The following is a 15667-nucleotide window of genomic DNA, read 5'->3' as shown; positions in this document are numbered from 1 at the left end:
CCGGGACCTCAGGCTCGGGTGGCGGCTTCCGTCCAGGCGTCGAACGCGGGTTGGAGGGTGTCGGGCGTGTTGCGTTGGAGGGCGGTGACGATGCCGGCGCGCAGTGCGCGGTTCGCGTCGGCGTGGTCGGGCAGGTGCGGCTGTGCGAGCCGGAGCCGGTACGCGGAGGCGGTCGAGGCGAGCCGGATGCTGAAACCGCTCGCCTCGATACGCAGCCGGCCGAAGAAGGCGAAGTTCGCGGCGATCTCCCGGGTTGCGCCCGCCCGGCGGGCACGAACGCGCAAGCCCCGAAGCTCAGCCAGGAACGCCGGGTCGGGCGCACCGCACAGCGAGCCGACCAACGCCAGATGCACCATGGCCCAGCCTTGCGCCTCCTGACGTGCGGTCTCCGGCGTGAAGGTGGAGATGCGGGTGTATCTGGCCGCGGCGATGTCGATCATGCCCTGACCTTCCAGCCGTTTGATCGCCTCGCGGATCGGCGTGCGCGAGACATTCAGACGCCTGGCCCACTCCAGGTCGTGCAGAACCTCGCCCGCGACGAGCTCACCGTCGACGATCGCGGCGAGCAGCAGCTCGTGCACGTGGTCGACGACGGTACGACTTCGGGAGACGATCCGCCCGGGGAGGGCGGCGAGGGCGGTCGGGGTCATGTCAGCTCCAAAAAAAACATAGGCAATACTCTTATTTCAGTATGCATATTAGTCGCCAGCATTTCAACCCCTGACCCGAGGCCTCCCGACCGGCCCGCTCAGGTGTAGACGCCCCCGTTGACGCTCAGCACCCAGCCGGTGGTGTACCCGGCGTCCGGGGACACGAAGTACTCGACCGCGGCCGCGATCTCGTCGGGCGTGCCGAGCCTGCCGACGGGGTTGGCCGAGTACCGCTCGCGCGCCTCGCTGGTGAGCGCGCCCAGCATGGGGGTCTCGATCGCCCCCGGCGCAACGCAGTTGACGGTGATCCCGAGCGGCCCGACCTCCCTGGCCAGCGTCTTCGTGAACCCGATGATGCCCGCCTTGGACGCGGCGTAATGTGCGTGGCCGACGCTGCCCGAGTAGGCGCCGACCGAGGCCAGCGAGACGACGCGCCCGAAGCCGTTCGCGGCCATGATCGGCACCGCGGCCTGCGTGCACAGGAACACGCTCTTGAGGTTCACGTCGAGCATGCGGTCCCAGCCCGCCTCGGGGAGCTCGAGGAACGGGATGATCTGCGCCATCCCCGCGGCGTTCACCAGGACGTCGAGCCGGCCGTGCTCGCGCTCGACCCGCGCCATGCCGCGCAGCACGGCGTCGCGATCGGTGACGTCGACGACGTCGGCGGTCGCACCGGCCGGCTCGACCGCCCGCACGGCGGCGTCCAGTCCGGGGCCGCCGACGTCCCACAGCACGACGTCGTGACTCCTGCCGAGACGCCGGGCGATCGCCGAGCCGATGCCGCCCGCAGCGCCGGTGACCACGGCCACCGGCCGGGCGTCGGTCATCCGGCCGTCCCGAGGAAGGCCCGCATGACGCGTGGGTCGTCGCGGACCTCGTCGGGCTCGCCGCGCGTGACGACGACGCCCTGCTCGAGCACCGCGGCGTGGTCGGCGATGTCGAGCGCCGCCGCGTTCTGCTCGACCATGAGCACGCCGATGCCGCGACGCGCGATCTCCACCACGGAGTCGAGGATCCGGTCGACCATCACGGGCGCGAGACCCATGGACGGCTCGTCGAGCAGCATGAGCCGGGGCTCGGCCATGAGTGCGCGCCCGAACGCGAGCATCTGCTGCTGCCCGCCAGAGAGGAGGCCGCCCGCCGTGTTGCGATACTCGGCGAGCACGGGGAAGGTCTCGTAGACGGACTCCTCGAGCGCCTTGCGATCCGATCCGCGCCGGTTCGCGAACCCGCCGAGCCGCAGGTTCTCCTCCACGGTCAGCGGCCCGATGATCTGCCGGCCCTCGGGCACGAGCACGAGCCCGCTCTGCGCGATGCGCCAGGTCGCCGTGCGCGTCAGGTCCTTCCCGCGGAACACCACGCCGCCCGAGCGCACGGGCACGACGCCGGCGATGGCGTTCAGCGCCGACGACTTCCCGGCGCCGTTGGATCCCAGCAGTGCGTGGATCTCGCCCGCGCGGACGGTGAGGTCGAGCGACCTGAGGCCGACGACGTTCCCGTACGCGACCTGCAGATCGCTGACCTCAAGCAGCGTCGTGTCGTCCTCGACCAAGGTACGCCTCCCTCACCTGCGGTTCTTGCGTGACCGTCTTCGGGTCACCGTCGGCGATCACCTTGCCGAAGTCCATGACGACGAGATGATCCGTGATGGCGGTCACCAGGCCCAGATCGTGCTCGATCAGCAGCTGGGTCAGCCCCTCGGCCCGCAATCCGAGCAGCAGGTCGGCGATCTCGCCGCGCTCGGCCGAGCTCATGCCCGCGACCGGCTCGTCCAGGAGCAGCAGCCGGGGCTCGGAGGCGAGCGCACGTGCGATCTCGACGCGGCGCTGATGGCCGTACGGCAGGGCGCCGGGGTACTCGTTCGCCGCCGACGCGAGCCCGACCCGCTCGAGCGCGGCGAGCGCCGCCTCGCGCGATCGACGCTGCGCCCGCGCCGCGGTCAGCGGACGGAACAGCGACTGCAGCACGTGCTTGCCGTCGTCGGCCCCGAGCATGACGTTCTCGAGCGCGGTGAGCCGCGGCAGCAGCCGGATGGCCTGGAAGGTCCGCCGCACGCCCTGGCGCGCGCGCTCGGGTGCGGACAGCGCGCTCAGCGACTCCCCGCCCATGCGCACGTCGCCGGCCGTGGTGTGCACGAGCGCCGAGAGACTGTTCACGAGCGTCGTCTTCCCCGAGCCGTTCGGCCCGACCAGCCCGCACAGCGAGCCGGCCGCGATGGTGAACGAGACGCCGTCGACCGCGCGCACGCCGCCGAAGTGGACCTTGATGTCGTCGACCTCGATGAAGGCCGGCTGTGCGGTCATCGCGCCGCTCCTTCCGGGATCGTCGGCGAGTCCACCGCGGGTGGCTCGGCCGGTGGCGGCGAGGACCGGCCTTTCCGCCTCGCGATCTTGAGCCGGTCGATCAGCCCGAGCACGCCGCCGGGCGCGAAGACCATCATCACGACGACCACGAGGCCGTACACGAGGTCGCGCCACTCGGCCATGAAGCCGAGGAACTGCGGGAGCAGCGTGACGACGATCGCACCGATGACCGCGCCGACCCACGATGCCGAGCCGCCGATCACCACGATCGTGAGCCCCAGGACGATGAGCGAGAAGCCCGAGTCATCCGGACCGATCGTGCTGAACGTGAGCGCGTACATCGCGCCGGACACGGCGCCGAGGAACGCGCTGAACATGAACGTGACCATCCGCACGCGGACCGTCGAGATGCCCTGCGATCTCGCGAGCGGCTCGTCGACGTTCATCGCGTCGGCGAACCGGCCGGCCGCGCGCGAGTGGAACAGCGCCACCAGGACGACGCAGACGACGGTGATCACGAGCCCGATGGGCACGGTCATGAGCTGCGGGATCGCGTAGAGGCCGAGCGAGCCGCCCGTGACCTCGGTCCAGTTCTGCGCGACCGCGACGACCAGGAGCGCGAACGCGATGGTCGCCATGCCGAGGTACAGCCCGTTCAGCCGCCTGAGCAGCAGCGCGAGCAGCCCGGAGAGGACCAGGCTCACGGCCGGCCCGACGAGGAACGCCAGCCACGCGACGTCCGGGAAGGCCTTGGCGAGGATGGCCGTGAGGTACGCGCTCACACCCCAGAAGCCGGCGCTCGCGAGCGAGAACACCCCCGAGCGGAGCACGACCTGCAGGCTGAGGCCGAGCACGATGTAGATGAGGAGGGTCTTGATGAGGATGTCGTACTGTCCGAAGAAGTCCATGTCTACGCCCGCTTCCAAGCCTTCTCGCCGAACAGACCCGAGGGGCGGAGCACCAGCACGATCAGGATGAGTGCGAAGGCGATCGCCGAGCGGAGTCCGCCCGAGAGGTAGACGACGGTCGCGGTCTCCGCGATGGCGAGGACGAACGCCCCGATCGCGGCGCCCGGGATGCTCCCGACGCCACCCAGGATGATGACGGCGAACGCCTTGAGCAGCAGCCCGTCACCCATGTGCGCCTCGATCGCGTTCGCGTTCGCGGCGAGCAGGATGCCGGCGGCGCCCGCGAGCACGCCGCTCACGCACATCGTCAGCGCGGAGTAGCGCGCGACGGGGATGCCCAGCAGCTCTGCCGTCTTCGGGGCGACCGCGATGGTGCGCAACGCCCGCCCGCCCTGGCTCTTGGACACCCAGAGCCAGAGCGCCACGGTCGCCGCGACGGCGATCACGATGATCGAGATCTGCAGATCGGAGATCACGACGGGACCCCAGCGGTGGATCGTGGTCTGCGTGGACTGGAGCGGCAGGTTCACGACCTCGGCGGGCGACAGGTTCAACGCGATCGCGATGGGGATGAGGCTCGCCCCGATGCTGGCGATGAGCGTCGCCATCTCGGCCGCGTGGAGGTCGGTCGCACGGTTGAGGATGGGCCGGAACACGAGGACCTGCAGCAGCAGCGACAGCAGGCCGCCGACGACGGCCGCGAACAGCACGAGCAGCGGCAGCGGGATGTCGGCCCCGGCGTTCTGGGTGAGAAGGTACGCGCTGAAGGCTCCGAACATGAAGATCGAGCCGTGGGCGAGATTGAGGACCTTCAGGATGCCCCAGGAGAGCGTGAGGCCCAGGGAGAAGAGGAGGTAGATCGAGCCGAGGATGATGGCGTTGACGATCTGTCCGGTGAGCACGGTCGACAGCCCTTTCTGTCAGTCACGCGGCGTGGTGCGCTGGGCCGCGTGGCTTGCGGTGCGGGTGGGGCGCCTGATGCGGCGCCCCACCCGCGATGCGCGGTCAGTTGACGATGCGGGTCGCGCCGTCGCGCCACTCGAGCAGGAGACCCTCGACGCGAGCGTCGCGGTCCTCGAACTCGACGCGGCCGACCGCACCGTCGAAGCCCGCTTCGGTCGCCGCGACGATGCCCTCGCGGATCGCCTCGCGATCGGTCGTGTCCGAGGCTTCCGCGAGGCCCAGGGCGAAGAGCAGCACGGCGTCGAACGCCTGCGCCTGGAAGCTGCCCGGCGTCTCGCCGCCCCGGTCGGTGTAGAACTCGACGAACTCCTGCGTCGACTCCGCCGAGCCTTCGGCGTTGAAGTCGGTGGGCCAGGTGAAGCCGTTGGCCGACTCGCCGAGGGGCTCGAGCACGCCGTCGAAGCCCTGCGTGCCGCCGACGAAGCCGTCGTAGCCCTGCTGGATCAGCTGCGTCGCGACCGTCACGTTGGGCGTGCCCTGACCGAACAGGAAGACGATGTCGGGGTCGGCCGCGACGACCTTCGCCACGAGTGCGGCGAAGTCGAAGCCGTCGCCCTCGAACGACTCGGTCGCGACGACGTCGACACCGCCCTCTTCGAGCAGCGGCGGGTAGACGTCCTCGGCGAGCTCCACGAGCGTGGGGTTGTTGCTCTGGTAGACGATCGCCGCGGTCTCGATGCCCTCGGCCAGGTAGTGGTCGACCTGCCGGTAGTGGTACGTCGACTGGGGCGCCGTCGTGCGGAAGATGAACTCGCCGGCGTCGATCACCGCGGGCGTGCCCGACTGCATGGCGACCACGGGCAGTCCGCCGGACTGCGCGACGGGCGCGCTGGCCTGGCTGACGGCCGAGGCGCAGCCGATGACGACGCCCGACGCGTCGGAGGCGACGATCTTCGACATCTCGGTCGCGGCCTGCTGGGGGTTCGTCGCGGTGTCGTACTCGGCGCCGACGAGGGTCGCGTCGCCCGCGAGCCCGTTCTCGTTGACGTACTCGATGCCGGCTTTGAAGCCGTCGAGCGCGGAGGCTCCGCAGAACGCGGCGCCGCCGGTGATGTCACCGAGGAAGGCGAGCGTGACCTCGCTGCCCGAGCCGCCGGCGGGCTCGCCGGACGGCTCGCCGCTTCCGCTGGCGGGACTGCATGCCGCCAGAGAAGCAGCCAGTGCTCCTGCGGCCACGACGGCTAAGACGCGTGCCGAACGCTTCATCTTGCGACTCCTTTGTCTTCGATGGGAGGGGGTGAGGTAGACCGATCTACCAACCGTTCGATTATATCGTGAGCGAACGGCGCGGCATTGTCAAGCAGCGGATGCCTCGCGGCGAGCCGCGCGCGGTCCGCGGGGCGTCAGGAGGCGTTTGCGCGGACGGCGGGGGCGGTGTGCACGCCCGCGGCGTCGAGCTCGGCCTGCAGTCGCTCACGCAGCTCGAACTTCTTCACCTTCGTGCCCGACATGGGCCAGTCGCTGACGAAGCGCACGTAGCGCGGCACTTTGTAGGTCGCGATCTGGTCGAGGCAGAAGCCGATGAGCTCCTGTTCGGACAGCGCGGCGCCCTCCACGAGCTGGATGAACGCGGCGCCGACCTCTCCGTACTTCCCGTCCGCGACCGCGACGACCTGCGCGACCCGCACCGCGGGGTGCCGGATGAGGAAGTCCTCGACCTCGATGGCCGGCACGTTCTCACCGCCGACCTTGAACATGTCCTTGAGCCGGCCGCCGAACACGAGGTTCCCGTCGGCGCGGATGAGCGCCCGGTCACCCGTGTGGAAGTAGCCGTCCTCGTCGAAGTGCGCCTCGGTGGTCACCGGGTCCTTGAAGTAGCCGTCGAAGCACGAGTAGCCGCGGAAGCAGAGCTCGCCCATCTGGTCCGGACCCAGGATCTCGCCCGTCTCTGGGTCCACGATGCGGATCTCGAGGCCCTCGATGGGCTTGCCGAGGGTGTTGTGCCGGACCTCGGCCGAGTCATCCGGCAGGCTCACCGTGAGGTTCGTCGCGCCCTCGGTCGACCCGTAGGACGTGATCTGCGGCGCCCAGGGCAGGATCGCCTCGTACTGCGCCATGCGCTCGGGGGTCGCGATGCTCAGGATGACCCGGACGTGCCGGAACGTCTCGGGGTCGAAGTCGGGGTGCTCGAGGATCGGCAGCCAGATGGCCTCGAAGGCCGGGTACAGCACCGTGCAGTGCTCGCGCTGGATCGTCTCGATCGCCTGCTTCGGGTCGAAGTGCCCGGCGTGGCAGTACTTGGCGCCGACCGCGAAGCAGCCGAGCATCGGCACGATCCCGCCGCAGTGGAACAGCGGCAGCGGGTTCCAGTGCCCCTCCTCGGGCTGCAGCCCGAACCGCTGGCGCGCGACGTTCTCACCCTGGCGGGTGAGCGCCTCATGGGTGAGGAGGCACCCCTTCGGGTGCGCGGTCGTGCCCGAGGTGTACATCAGGATCGCCACGTCGCGCACGCGGACCCGGGCCTTCGCGAGCCGCAGCTCGTCGTCGGCGACGCCGTCGGCCGCGGCCTCGAACGCGGCACGGCCCAGGAACCCGTCACCTCCGGAGAGGTCGACGACGGTGCCGATGGTCTCGGCGGGCATGCCGTCGGCGATCACCTGGCGGACCAGGTCGGAGAAGTCGGTGCCGCCCTCACCGCGCCCGGTCAGCAGCACCGTGAGCTCGGCGTGCTCGAGCACGTATCCGGCCTCGGCCCGTTTGAACCGGCCGTTGATCGGCACGGCCACCGCGCCCGCTTTCGCGGCGCCCAGGATCGCGAGGACGTAGTCGACGCTGTTGGGCATCAGGATGCCGACGCGATCGCCGTACCCGACGCCGAGGCCCATGAGCGAGCGGGCGAAGTGATCGCTGCGCCGCGCGAGCTCGGCGTAGGTCAACGACTCGGACGGCATCACGAGAGCCTTCGCCTCGGGCCGGATCGAGGCCTGGATGTCGACGAGGTCCCCGACGGGACTCACTCGAGTGGTCATTTCTCTCCTTCGGTGCTGAACTTCGTTGTCGAGCAGAGCGCGGTCGGCGCGCGGCGGCGCTAGGCGGGCGCGGGCTCCCGTGGTCCGCCGACGAGGTCCCGGATGGCCGCGTTCGCGTCGTGCACCGCGTCGCCGATGCGCCCGATGTCGCGCGAGTCGCCGATGAGCACGCTCCGGATGCCTCGGGCCTCGAGCGCGCGGTGCAGTCCGTCGTCGCTGCGGCGGCCCTGGGCCATCACGACCATCGAGGCCGGGATCGTCGCCCCGCCCGCCGCGGACTCGACGATCACGACGTCGGGCTCGATGCGGACGAGGTGCGTCTCACTGAGGATCGTGACGCGGGGGTTCGCGGCCAGACGGCGCAGGAGCACCTTGCGGTACAGCGGCTCCGCCGCCCGCGCGAGCTGCTCGGCGGACGAGCGCGTGACGAGCGTGACGTCGATCCCGTGCTTGGCGAGCAGCTCGGCCGTCTCACACCCGGTCTCTCCTCCGCCGTAGACGAGCGCCGGCCCCGCCCACAGGTCCGGGCGCGGGTCGGCCTCCTGCAGCATGGCATACGCGGACCTGACGTGCGGAAGGCCGGCTCCCGGGACGTGCGGCTGGTGCTCCACCGCGCCCTGCGCATGGATCACCGCGAACGGGTCGAGCTCGCCGATCAGGTCGACGGATGCCTCGGTGCCGAGCCGTACGTCGACGCCCGAGCCGTGGGTGCGCCGCTCGAGATAGGTCCGGTACCAGTCGAGGTTGTCCTTGTGCGGCGGAGCCGCGGACGCGATGAGCCCGCCGCCGACGCGCTCCGCGCGCTCGAGGAGGGTGACCTCGAAGCCCACGGAGTCCGCCTGGAGTGCGGCCGCGAGGCCTCCAGGGCCGGCGCCGACGACCACGAGCCGGCGACCGCCGCCGGCGTCCCTGGCCATCGGCTCGACCAGCTCGCGACCCGTGCGCGGGTTCTCGGCGCACCCCGTCGGCTGATGCTTGAAGACCCGGTCCGCGCACCAGTTGCAGCTCGTGCAGGGGCGGATCGACTCGGGCTCGCCGCGGCGGGCGGGCGCCGCCCAGAAGGCGTCGGCGAGCAGGGGGCGCCCGAGGGCGATGAGGTCGGCCTTGGATTCGGCGAGCGCGGACTCGGCCGCGGCGGGCCACCGGCTTCCGATCGCCGCGACGGGGACCCCGGTCGCCTCGCGGATCCGCTCGGCCAGCTCGAAGCGCCAGCCCTCGACGGACATCGGGTCGATCGTGCGTTCGAGCGAGCCCGCGAGCGAGCCCGTCGAGATGTCGAGCGCGTCGGCGCCGGCTGCCACGAGCTTGGGCGCGATGCGCACCATGTCCTCGATGGTGAGACTTCCGGGAACGTAGTCCTCGGCCGAGAACCGGTAGAGCACAGGCCGACCGCCGGCCTCCGCCTTCACGGCCTCGATGACCGCACGCGGGAGGGCGAGACGGCGATCCTCGTCGCCGCCCCATTCGTCGTCCCGCCGGTTCATGGCTGGAGACATGAACGCGTGCAGGAGGTAGCCGTGCGCGCCGTGCAGCTCGATCGCCTCGTATCCCGCGGCGATCGCGCGGCGGGCCGCGGCGCGGAACGCCTCGACGATCTGCAGCACCTCGTCGCCCTCGAGCGCGCGAGCGCGCACGCGGCCCGAGCCGCGCGACACCACTTCGCTCGGAGCGACACGGAGCAGGCCGTCCTGCTCCATCGCGAACTGTCCGGGCATCTGGAGCTGGAGTGCCGGCACCGCTCCCTCGGCCTTGACCACGCGGACGAGCTCGGCGTGCCCGTCGACCGCCTCGTCGGTGTCGAGGACCACCTGGGTGGACTCCGAGATCCCGAAGCGGCGGTCCACGCACGCGAACTCCACGACGACGAGCCCGACGCCACCGCGGGCGCGCTCGCGGTAGTACGCGACCTGCGCGGGCGTGATCCTGCCGTCGGCATCGGCCAGGCCGGTCGACATGGCCGCCATCATGACGCGATTGGGCAGACGCAGCGAGCCCAGCTGCAGCTCGGAGAACAGATGCGGATACTTCATCGTCGGGCCTCCATCACCGAGTTCCCATAATCAATCTAACGTACGGTGGAATTCTGCGCTGCGCAAGCGTGCGGGTCGCCACGGCTCACGCGCGGAGTGCGCGCTGCACCGCGACCCGGTTGGAGACCCCGCGCACCGACGTCACCTCTCCGGCCTCGACGTCCGCGAAGACGCCGACGAACGTCCGCACGTGCGCGCCGATCCGATCGTCGAAGCCCGGCAACCCGCCGGCATAGCGGCCCGTGACGGTGAGGTTGGCCGCAACCGTCGGACCTTCGGCGACGATCGCGTTCACCCGCACCTCGGTCTCGGTGAGCACGGGCTGGGTCGAGGACGCCTGCCCGGGATCGAGCGTCGCCGCGGCCGGGGGCCATTGCCGGAGCCCCTCGGCCCACTCGCGGAACTCCGTCTCGGCAGCCGAGGCTTCCGATGACGCGGGCTCGCCCGGCCGGGAGGCGTCCCAGGGCGCGACCGCGACCGGCGGCAGCGGATCGCCGATCCCCGAGGCGAGCTGGGCCCGGCGACCGAAGTGATCCTGCTCGACCCAGCACTCGACGAGCCGGCCACCCTCGGCACGATAGATCGCCACGCCGATCCACGACGCCGCGACCTCCGGCGCTCGCAGCGACCGGCCGTGCTCGCTGAAACGGACGGCGGTGAGCGTGTCGGTGCCGATCAGCTCATGGATGGAGTACTCGAGTTGCGGAAACTGCGCGAACTGGTGGCGCACGGCCGGCAGATACACGTCGTCACGACCGCGCAGGGTGTCGCTGCCCATGTGCAGCGTGTACTGCTCGTGCATGATCGATGAGGGCACGTCGAAGTCGTGACTGTTGACGAACCCGTAGACATACCGCCGCATGAGCTCCCGCATGACCGCTCTCCTCGCGTGCTCGGCTTCCGCCGTCGGACGATGACGAACGGACCCCACGATACCGATTCAAACAATCATTCGGTATAGTTTCGTCATGACCTCCTCACTCGACGGCGCCACGCTCGCGCCGGGATCGATCACGGTCACCGCGGGTGAGGCGAACGCCCTCGCCCAGGTCCTGGGCTCCCCCGCGCCCGAGGGCGACCGGTTGCATCCGCTGTTCGCGTTCATCGCGGCGCAGCGCGGCATCGGCGTGAGCGTCGCCGAGCTGTGCGCACTCGCGGACTTCGACGTCGCCGACGGGCCGCTGCTCGGATCGCTCGAGATCGAGTGGGAACGCGACCTCGTCGCCGAGACGGAGTATGCGGTCGACGGCTCGGTGACCTCGATCGTCCGCAAGACCGGGCGGTCGGGGAGCTTCGACGTGTTCGACTTCACCGAGCGCCTCAACGACCGCGACGGCGTCGCGGCCACGGTGGGCGTCACGTTCATCCTGCCGAGGCCGGCGCAGACCGACGGAGGTGCGGCATGACCGCCGATCTGCGACCGCACCGCGTCGGGCCGATCGGCGCGCACGAGATGCGCGTGATGGCCGAGGTGCTCGCCGACCCGAACCCCATCCATCTCGACCCCGCCGCGGTCGCCGCGCTCGGGCTGGGCGACCGGCTCATCAATCAGGGCCCCACGAACCTGGGCTACGTGATCGACCTGGTGCGCGCCGGCTTCCCGGAGCACCGGCTCCGACGCATCCGTACGCGGTTCCTGGCCAACGTGCACGAGGGCGACGTCGTCCTGGCCGGGGGCCGGGTGGACGAGACGCATGCCGACGGCACCGTCGACTGCACCGTGTGGCTCGATGTCGAGGGCGGCGCGCGGGCGATCGAGGGGACGGCGACGCTCGAACCCCGCGGCCGGTAGCTACGCCGCCAGGTAGACGGGCGTCCCGTCCGCCTCTGGAGCCGCGGTCAGCTCGCCGCGATGCACGAGCAGTCGCAGGTGCGCGACCGTCTCGTTCAGCGCGAGCGCACGGTTGAACGGATCGAGGTCGTCGAACGGCGTGCCCCGGCGCGTCCAGCCGACGCGCCTGGCGACGGCGAGCGCGGACCGCTGCCCCGCCACCACCGCCGCCTGCATGTCCGAGAGGCGCCCGTCGTGGTAGCCGAGCAGCTCGCGCGACCGGTCGTGCAGCGAGAAGCCGACCGGGCCGTGCGCCGGCATCACCCGGAAGTCGGGCATGCGGAGCATGGCCTCGAGCGACTCGAGGAAGTCGCGCAGCGCGAGCTCGGCCGGGACCGGCTCGAACCCGACCGATGGCGTGATGTGCGGGAGCACGTGGTCGCCGCTGAAGACGATCCCCTCGGCCTCGTCGACGTACACGAGATGACCCGAGGTGTGGCCGGGCGTGGCCACGGCGCGGATCTCGTGCGACCCGGCCCCGATGGTCTCGCCATCGTGCAGCCAGCGGTCGGGAAGCTCGTAGTACTCCTCGGCGAGGCGGGACACCCGCGGATTGGCCGCACGCCAGCGACCGAACTCGCCGGCGAGCTCGCCGGCGCCCGCGTCGACGAGGCGCTGCTGCTGCACGTCGTAGCCCGAGTCCCAGTTCGCGATGACCGCGCGGATGCTCGCCTCCTCGCCCGCACCGATCGCGATCGATGTGCCGTGACGCTCCCTGACCTGCACCGCGAGCGAGTAGTGGTCGCCGTGCGCGTGCGTGATCACGAACTCGCGGATGTGTGCCGGCTGCGCGCCGATCGAGCCGAGCGCATCCCCCAGGCCGCTCATCGCCTCAGGGATGGCCCAGCCCGAGTCGACGAGCACGAGGTCGCGCCCCGAGCGCACGGCGTAGGCCGAGACGGCGCGCAGCCCGTTGGTCGGCATCGGCAAGGGAATGCGGAAGACGTCCTTGGCGACCTCGAACGCCCCCGGGCGCGCCCACTCGTGTCGCGGTGAGTCGGGCATCGTCAGAACGAGCGGGGCAGGCCGAGCCCCTCGGCGATCGTGTTGCGCGCCATCTCGTTGGTGATCGGGCCGATGCGGAACAGTCGCACGTCGCGCCAATAGCGCTGCATGTCGGTCTCGGCGCTGTACCCCATGCCGCCGAGGATCTGCAGGCCCAGATCGGCCACCTTCCCCGCGTGCTCGGAGGCGATGACCTTCGCCATGTTCGACTCCTGACCGTTCGGGATGCCCTGGCTCTGCATCCACGCCGCCCGGTAGATCATGAGCTCGGTCTGCGCCTGCGCCATGGCCATGTCGGCCACATAGTGCTGGAGCACCTGGAACCTGGCGATCGGGCCGCCGAACGCCTCGCGCTCGTGCATGTACCGCACCGAGTCCTCGAGCACGGCGTCGATCGCGCCGAGGCACAGGGCCGAGAGCACGATCCGCTCGTTGTTGAGCGTCGGCAGCAGCATGTACCACGCCTTGTTCGGCTCGCCCAGGACGTTGTCGTCGGGCACGAACACGTCGTCGAGGAAGACGTCGCACGACCCGAGCGCGCGCATGCCGAGCTTCGGGATCTCGCGGATCGTGACGCCCTCGGACTTCGCCGGGAGGATGAACAGCGTCAGGCCCTGGTGTCGCTTCTCCACGTTCTGGTCGGTGCGGGCGAGCAGCAGGATGTGGTCGGCGACGTGCGACATCGAGCTCCACGTCTTCTGCCCGTTGAGGACCCACCCGCCGTCGACCTTGCGCGCGGTCGTGCGCATCGCGCCCAGCACGTCGGTTCCGCCGCCCGGCTCGGTGAAGCCGATGGCCCACTTCTCCTCGCCGGCCGCGAGCTTGGGGAGGTAGCGCTCCTTCTGCTCGGGCGAGCCGTAGAGGCCCACGGACTTGGCCCCGGCGAACGAGGGGATGCCCCACACCCAGGCCAGCCCGCCCAGCGTGCGCGCGAGTCCGCGCGCGAGGATCACCTGCGTGATCACGTCTCCGCCCTGACCGCCGTACTCCTCGGGGATGCCGATGCCCATGAAGCCGGCCTCGGAGAGCTTGTCCCACAGCTCGTGCGGCCAGTCGTGCTCCTTGGCCTCGAGTTCGCGCGCCCACGACTTGGGCGCCTCCTTCTCGGTCCAGGCGCGGACGAAGTCCTGGAAGTCGGTCTGGTCCTCGGTCAGGGAGAAGTCCATGTGGTGAGTCCTTTGCTGGAAGTGGTTCAGACGGAGATGACGACTTTGCCGATCGCGTCTCCCGAGGCGAGTCGGGCCACGGCTGTTGCGGCGTCGTCGAGTGGATGGATGGAGTCGACCACGGGCTTCACGCCGGTCGTCCGGACCCAGCTCGCGAGTGCGCGCAGGTCGTCGACGGTGCCGAGCGACGATCCCAGGATCGACACGTGCTGGAGGAATACGCGGTTCAGGTCGAACGTGACCTCGCCACCGGTGGTCGCACCGGCCACGACGATCACGCCACCCGGTCGAACGGAGCGCATCGAGTGGCTCCAGGTCGCCGCGCCGACCGTCTCGATGACCGCGTCGACACGCTCGGGCAGCCGGGTTCCCGAGGGGAAGACGCGTTCGGCGCCGAGGCCGCTCGCGGCCTCGAGCCGCGAGGCATCCCGCCCGGTGACCCACACCCGCATGCCGGAATGGGCCGCGAGCGCGATGGCCGCCGTCGCGACGCCGCCGCCGGCCCCCTGGACCAGCACGGTCGAGCCGGGCGCGAGGCACGCCTTGCGGAAGAGCATGTGGTAGGCCGTGAGCCAGGCGGTGGGCAGGCCGGCGGCCTCCGCGAACGTCGTGTTCGCCGGCTTGTCGACGAGGTTCCGCGCCGGGACGAGCACGCGCTCGGCCGCTCCCCCGCCGGAGGCCTCGGCGAGCATGACCCGGCCGGGCGCGAGGAGCTCCCCACCGGCCGCGGCTGCACGATCGGGGTCGGTGACGAGCGAGTGCACGATGACCTCGCGTCCGTCGGCGGTCACGCCCGCGACGTCCGAGCCGAGGCCGAGCGGGAACGCGTCGGGCTCGACGCCGACCCCCTTGATGGCCCAGAGGTCGTGCTGGTTGAGCGAGGTGGCGCGCACCTCGACCTCGACCCAGCCGTCCTTCGGCGCCGGATCGTCGACCTCCTGCACGGCGATCACCGACTCCGGCGACTCGAGCGCGATCGACGTGGCGACAGCGCGTCTCATGTGTGACCTCCGGCAGCGTAGCTCGTCGACCCTCGTTCATTCACGCTAAATGAGCTGGGCATACTTGTCAATCGGTCGTTTGATAGATTTACCGTGCACCGGCCAGGAACGCGCGAAGGCCCTCGACGGTCCCGGGCGCGGACAGGCGCTCGACGAAGAGGTCGCGCTCGACCGCGAGCCCCGCGGGCTCGTCGAGCTCCAGCGCCGCGCGCAGGGCGCGCTTGGCCGCGGCCACCGCCGAGGCATCCAACCCGGCGATCCGGTCCGCGATCTCGTGCGCGCGCTCGAGCGCCGAGCCGCCGACCGCCTCGTTCACCAGACCGATCGCCGCCGCGCGCGTGCCGCCGATCAGGCCGCCGGTGAGGAGCAGCTCGGCCGCGTGGGTGCGCAGCACGCGTCTCGGCAGCCGCTGCGTGCCGCCCGCGCCCGGGATGAGCCCGAGCTTCACCTCGGGGAACCCGAGCCGCACGTGCTCGGCCGCGATGACCAGGTCGCAGGCGATCGCGAGCTCGAGCCCGCCGCCGACGGCGTGGCCGTCCAGGGCCGCGATCGTCGGGAACGGCAGCTCCGTCAGGCGCGCGAAGAGGCGGCCGGTGAGCCCCACGTGCTCCTCGATGGCCTCGCGGTCCCCCACAGCCTCGAGCAGCTCGTGCACGTCTCCCCCGGAGGCGAACGTCGTGCCGGAGCCCGTGAGCACGAGCACCCTCGTCCGATCGTCCGCGACGATCGCCTCGAGCTGCTCGTCGAGCTCCGCGAGCGTCGCCATCGAGAGCGTGTTCACGGGCGGATGGTCGATGGTGAGCGTGGCGACGACGCCGCCGGTGCGCGTGACCGCCATGCG

16 protein-coding genes are annotated in these 15667 nt (G+C 70.9%); 2 read left to right on the top strand and 14 right to left on the bottom strand.

Annotation, left to right across the window (positions count from 1 at the left end; all coding sequences use genetic code 11):
- Positions 1–8: 8 nt before the first annotated feature.
- The 10 genes from RH864_RS07955 to RH864_RS07910 form a co-directional block, all read right to left on the bottom strand.
- Complete coding sequence (locus RH864_RS07955; protein ID WP_310516996.1) at positions 9–581, bottom strand: GntR family transcriptional regulator; 573 nt, start codon at positions 579–581, stop codon at positions 9–11.
- 167 nt (positions 582–748) lie between these two features.
- Positions 749–1477, bottom strand: coding sequence for an SDR family NAD(P)-dependent oxidoreductase (locus RH864_RS07950; RefSeq protein WP_310516995.1), 729 nt, complete (start codon positions 1475–1477; stop codon positions 749–751).
- A complete protein-coding gene (locus RH864_RS07945; RefSeq protein ID WP_310516994.1) occupies positions 1474–2202 on the bottom strand; it encodes an ABC transporter ATP-binding protein in 729 nt (242 codons plus the stop codon). The genes RH864_RS07950 and RH864_RS07945 overlap by 4 nt, the downstream gene beginning before the upstream one ends.
- A complete protein-coding gene (locus RH864_RS07940; protein ID WP_310516993.1) occupies positions 2174–2953 on the bottom strand; it encodes an ABC transporter ATP-binding protein in 780 nt (259 codons plus the stop codon). The genes RH864_RS07945 and RH864_RS07940 overlap by 29 nt, the downstream gene beginning before the upstream one ends.
- On the bottom strand, positions 2950–3861 hold the full coding sequence (locus tag RH864_RS07935) for a branched-chain amino acid ABC transporter permease (protein ID WP_310516992.1): 912 nt from the start codon (positions 3859–3861) through the stop codon (positions 2950–2952). Before RH864_RS07935 ends, RH864_RS07940 begins: the two co-directional genes overlap by 4 nt.
- A 2-nt stretch (positions 3862–3863) precedes the next feature.
- Entirely contained in the window at positions 3864–4763 is a 900-nt protein-coding gene (locus RH864_RS07930) for a branched-chain amino acid ABC transporter permease (RefSeq protein WP_310516991.1), read from the bottom strand.
- A 103-nt stretch (positions 4764–4866) separates the two neighbouring features.
- Complete coding sequence (locus RH864_RS07925; RefSeq protein WP_310516990.1) at positions 4867–6030, bottom strand: ABC transporter substrate-binding protein; 1164 nt, start codon at positions 6028–6030, stop codon at positions 4867–4869.
- A 137-nt stretch (positions 6031–6167) separates the two neighbouring features.
- Positions 6168–7793, bottom strand: a complete 1626-nt coding sequence (locus RH864_RS07920) for a class I adenylate-forming enzyme family protein (protein ID WP_310516989.1) — start codon at positions 7791–7793, stop codon at positions 6168–6170.
- A gap of 59 nt (positions 7794–7852) precedes the next feature.
- Complete coding sequence (locus RH864_RS07915) at positions 7853–9823, bottom strand: oxidoreductase (RefSeq protein ID WP_310516988.1); 1971 nt, start codon at positions 9821–9823, stop codon at positions 7853–7855.
- A gap of 85 nt (positions 9824–9908) precedes the next feature.
- Entirely contained in the window at positions 9909–10697 is a 789-nt protein-coding gene (locus RH864_RS07910; RefSeq protein ID WP_310516987.1) for an ester cyclase, read from the bottom strand.
- A 94-nt stretch (positions 10698–10791) separates the two neighbouring features.
- On the opposite strand from RH864_RS07910, the gene RH864_RS07905 reads away from it, so the two are divergent.
- Both RH864_RS07905 and RH864_RS07900 read left to right on the top strand, forming a co-directional pair.
- Positions 10792–11229, top strand: coding sequence for a hypothetical protein (locus RH864_RS07905; RefSeq protein WP_310516986.1), 438 nt, complete (start codon positions 10792–10794; stop codon positions 11227–11229).
- A complete protein-coding gene (locus RH864_RS07900) occupies positions 11226–11615 on the top strand; it encodes a MaoC family dehydratase (RefSeq protein ID WP_310516985.1) in 390 nt (129 codons plus the stop codon). The genes RH864_RS07905 and RH864_RS07900 overlap by 4 nt, the downstream gene beginning before the upstream one ends.
- On the opposite strand, the gene RH864_RS07895 is transcribed toward RH864_RS07900, so the two are convergent.
- The 4 genes from RH864_RS07895 to RH864_RS07880 form a co-directional block, all read right to left on the bottom strand.
- Positions 11616–12659, bottom strand: a complete 1044-nt coding sequence (locus RH864_RS07895; RefSeq protein WP_310516984.1) for an MBL fold metallo-hydrolase — start codon at positions 12657–12659, stop codon at positions 11616–11618.
- A 2-nt stretch (positions 12660–12661) separates the two neighbouring features.
- Positions 12662–13825, bottom strand: coding sequence for an acyl-CoA dehydrogenase family protein (locus RH864_RS07890; RefSeq protein ID WP_310516983.1), 1164 nt, complete (start codon positions 13823–13825; stop codon positions 12662–12664).
- Between the two features lie 26 nt (positions 13826–13851).
- On the bottom strand, positions 13852–14826 hold the full coding sequence (locus tag RH864_RS07885; protein ID WP_310516982.1) for a zinc-binding dehydrogenase: 975 nt from the start codon (positions 14824–14826) through the stop codon (positions 13852–13854).
- A gap of 88 nt (positions 14827–14914) precedes the next feature.
- The gene (locus tag RH864_RS07880; protein ID WP_310516981.1) at positions 14915–15664 is read right to left on the bottom strand and encodes an enoyl-CoA hydratase/isomerase family protein; all 750 of its coding nucleotides are present in this window, start codon (positions 15662–15664) and stop codon (positions 14915–14917) included.
- Between the last annotated feature and the right edge of the window lie 3 nt (positions 15665–15667).

Origin of the sequence: Agromyces aerolatus (genome assembly GCF_031432255.1) — a bacterium.
Lineage (GTDB): Bacteria > Actinomycetota > Actinomycetes > Actinomycetales > Microbacteriaceae > Agromyces.
This window is presented reverse-complemented; position numbering and strand designations above follow the sequence as displayed.

Bases quoted from the DNA above. Each gene is read 5' to 3' on its own strand.
- RH864_RS07910 (WP_310516987.1), bottom strand. From the start codon at position 10,697: ATGCGGGAGCTCATGCGGCGGTATGTCTACGGGTTCGTCAACAGTCAC.
- RH864_RS07890 (WP_310516983.1), bottom strand. From the start codon at position 13,825: ATGGACTTCTCCCTGACCGAGGACCAGACCGACTTCCAGGACTTCGTC.
- RH864_RS07935 (WP_310516992.1), bottom strand. From the start codon at position 3,861: ATGGACTTCTTCGGACAGTACGACATCCTCATCAAGACCCTCCTCATC.
- RH864_RS07925 (WP_310516990.1), bottom strand. From the start codon at position 6,030: ATGAAGCGTTCGGCACGCGTCTTAGCCGTCGTGGCCGCAGGAGCACTG.
- RH864_RS07905 (WP_310516986.1), top strand. From the start codon at position 10,792: ATGACCTCCTCACTCGACGGCGCCACGCTCGCGCCGGGATCGATCACG.
- RH864_RS07885 (WP_310516982.1), bottom strand. From the start codon at position 14,826: ATGAGACGCGCTGTCGCCACGTCGATCGCGCTCGAGTCGCCGGAGTCG.
- RH864_RS07915 (WP_310516988.1), bottom strand. From the start codon at position 9,823: ATGAAGTATCCGCATCTGTTCTCCGAGCTGCAGCTGGGCTCGCTGCGT.
- RH864_RS07900 (WP_310516985.1), top strand. From the start codon at position 11,226: ATGACCGCCGATCTGCGACCGCACCGCGTCGGGCCGATCGGCGCGCAC.
- RH864_RS07940 (WP_310516993.1), bottom strand. From the start codon at position 2,953: ATGACCGCACAGCCGGCCTTCATCGAGGTCGACGACATCAAGGTCCAC.
- RH864_RS07920 (WP_310516989.1), bottom strand. From the start codon at position 7,793: ATGACCACTCGAGTGAGTCCCGTCGGGGACCTCGTCGACATCCAGGCC.
- RH864_RS07895 (WP_310516984.1), bottom strand. From the start codon at position 12,659: ATGCCCGACTCACCGCGACACGAGTGGGCGCGCCCGGGGGCGTTCGAG.
- RH864_RS07950 (WP_310516995.1), bottom strand. From the start codon at position 1,477: ATGACCGACGCCCGGCCGGTGGCCGTGGTCACCGGCGCTGCGGGCGGC.
- RH864_RS07880 (WP_310516981.1), bottom strand. From the start codon at position 15,664: ATGGCGGTCACGCGCACCGGCGGCGTCGTCGCCACGCTCACCATCGAC.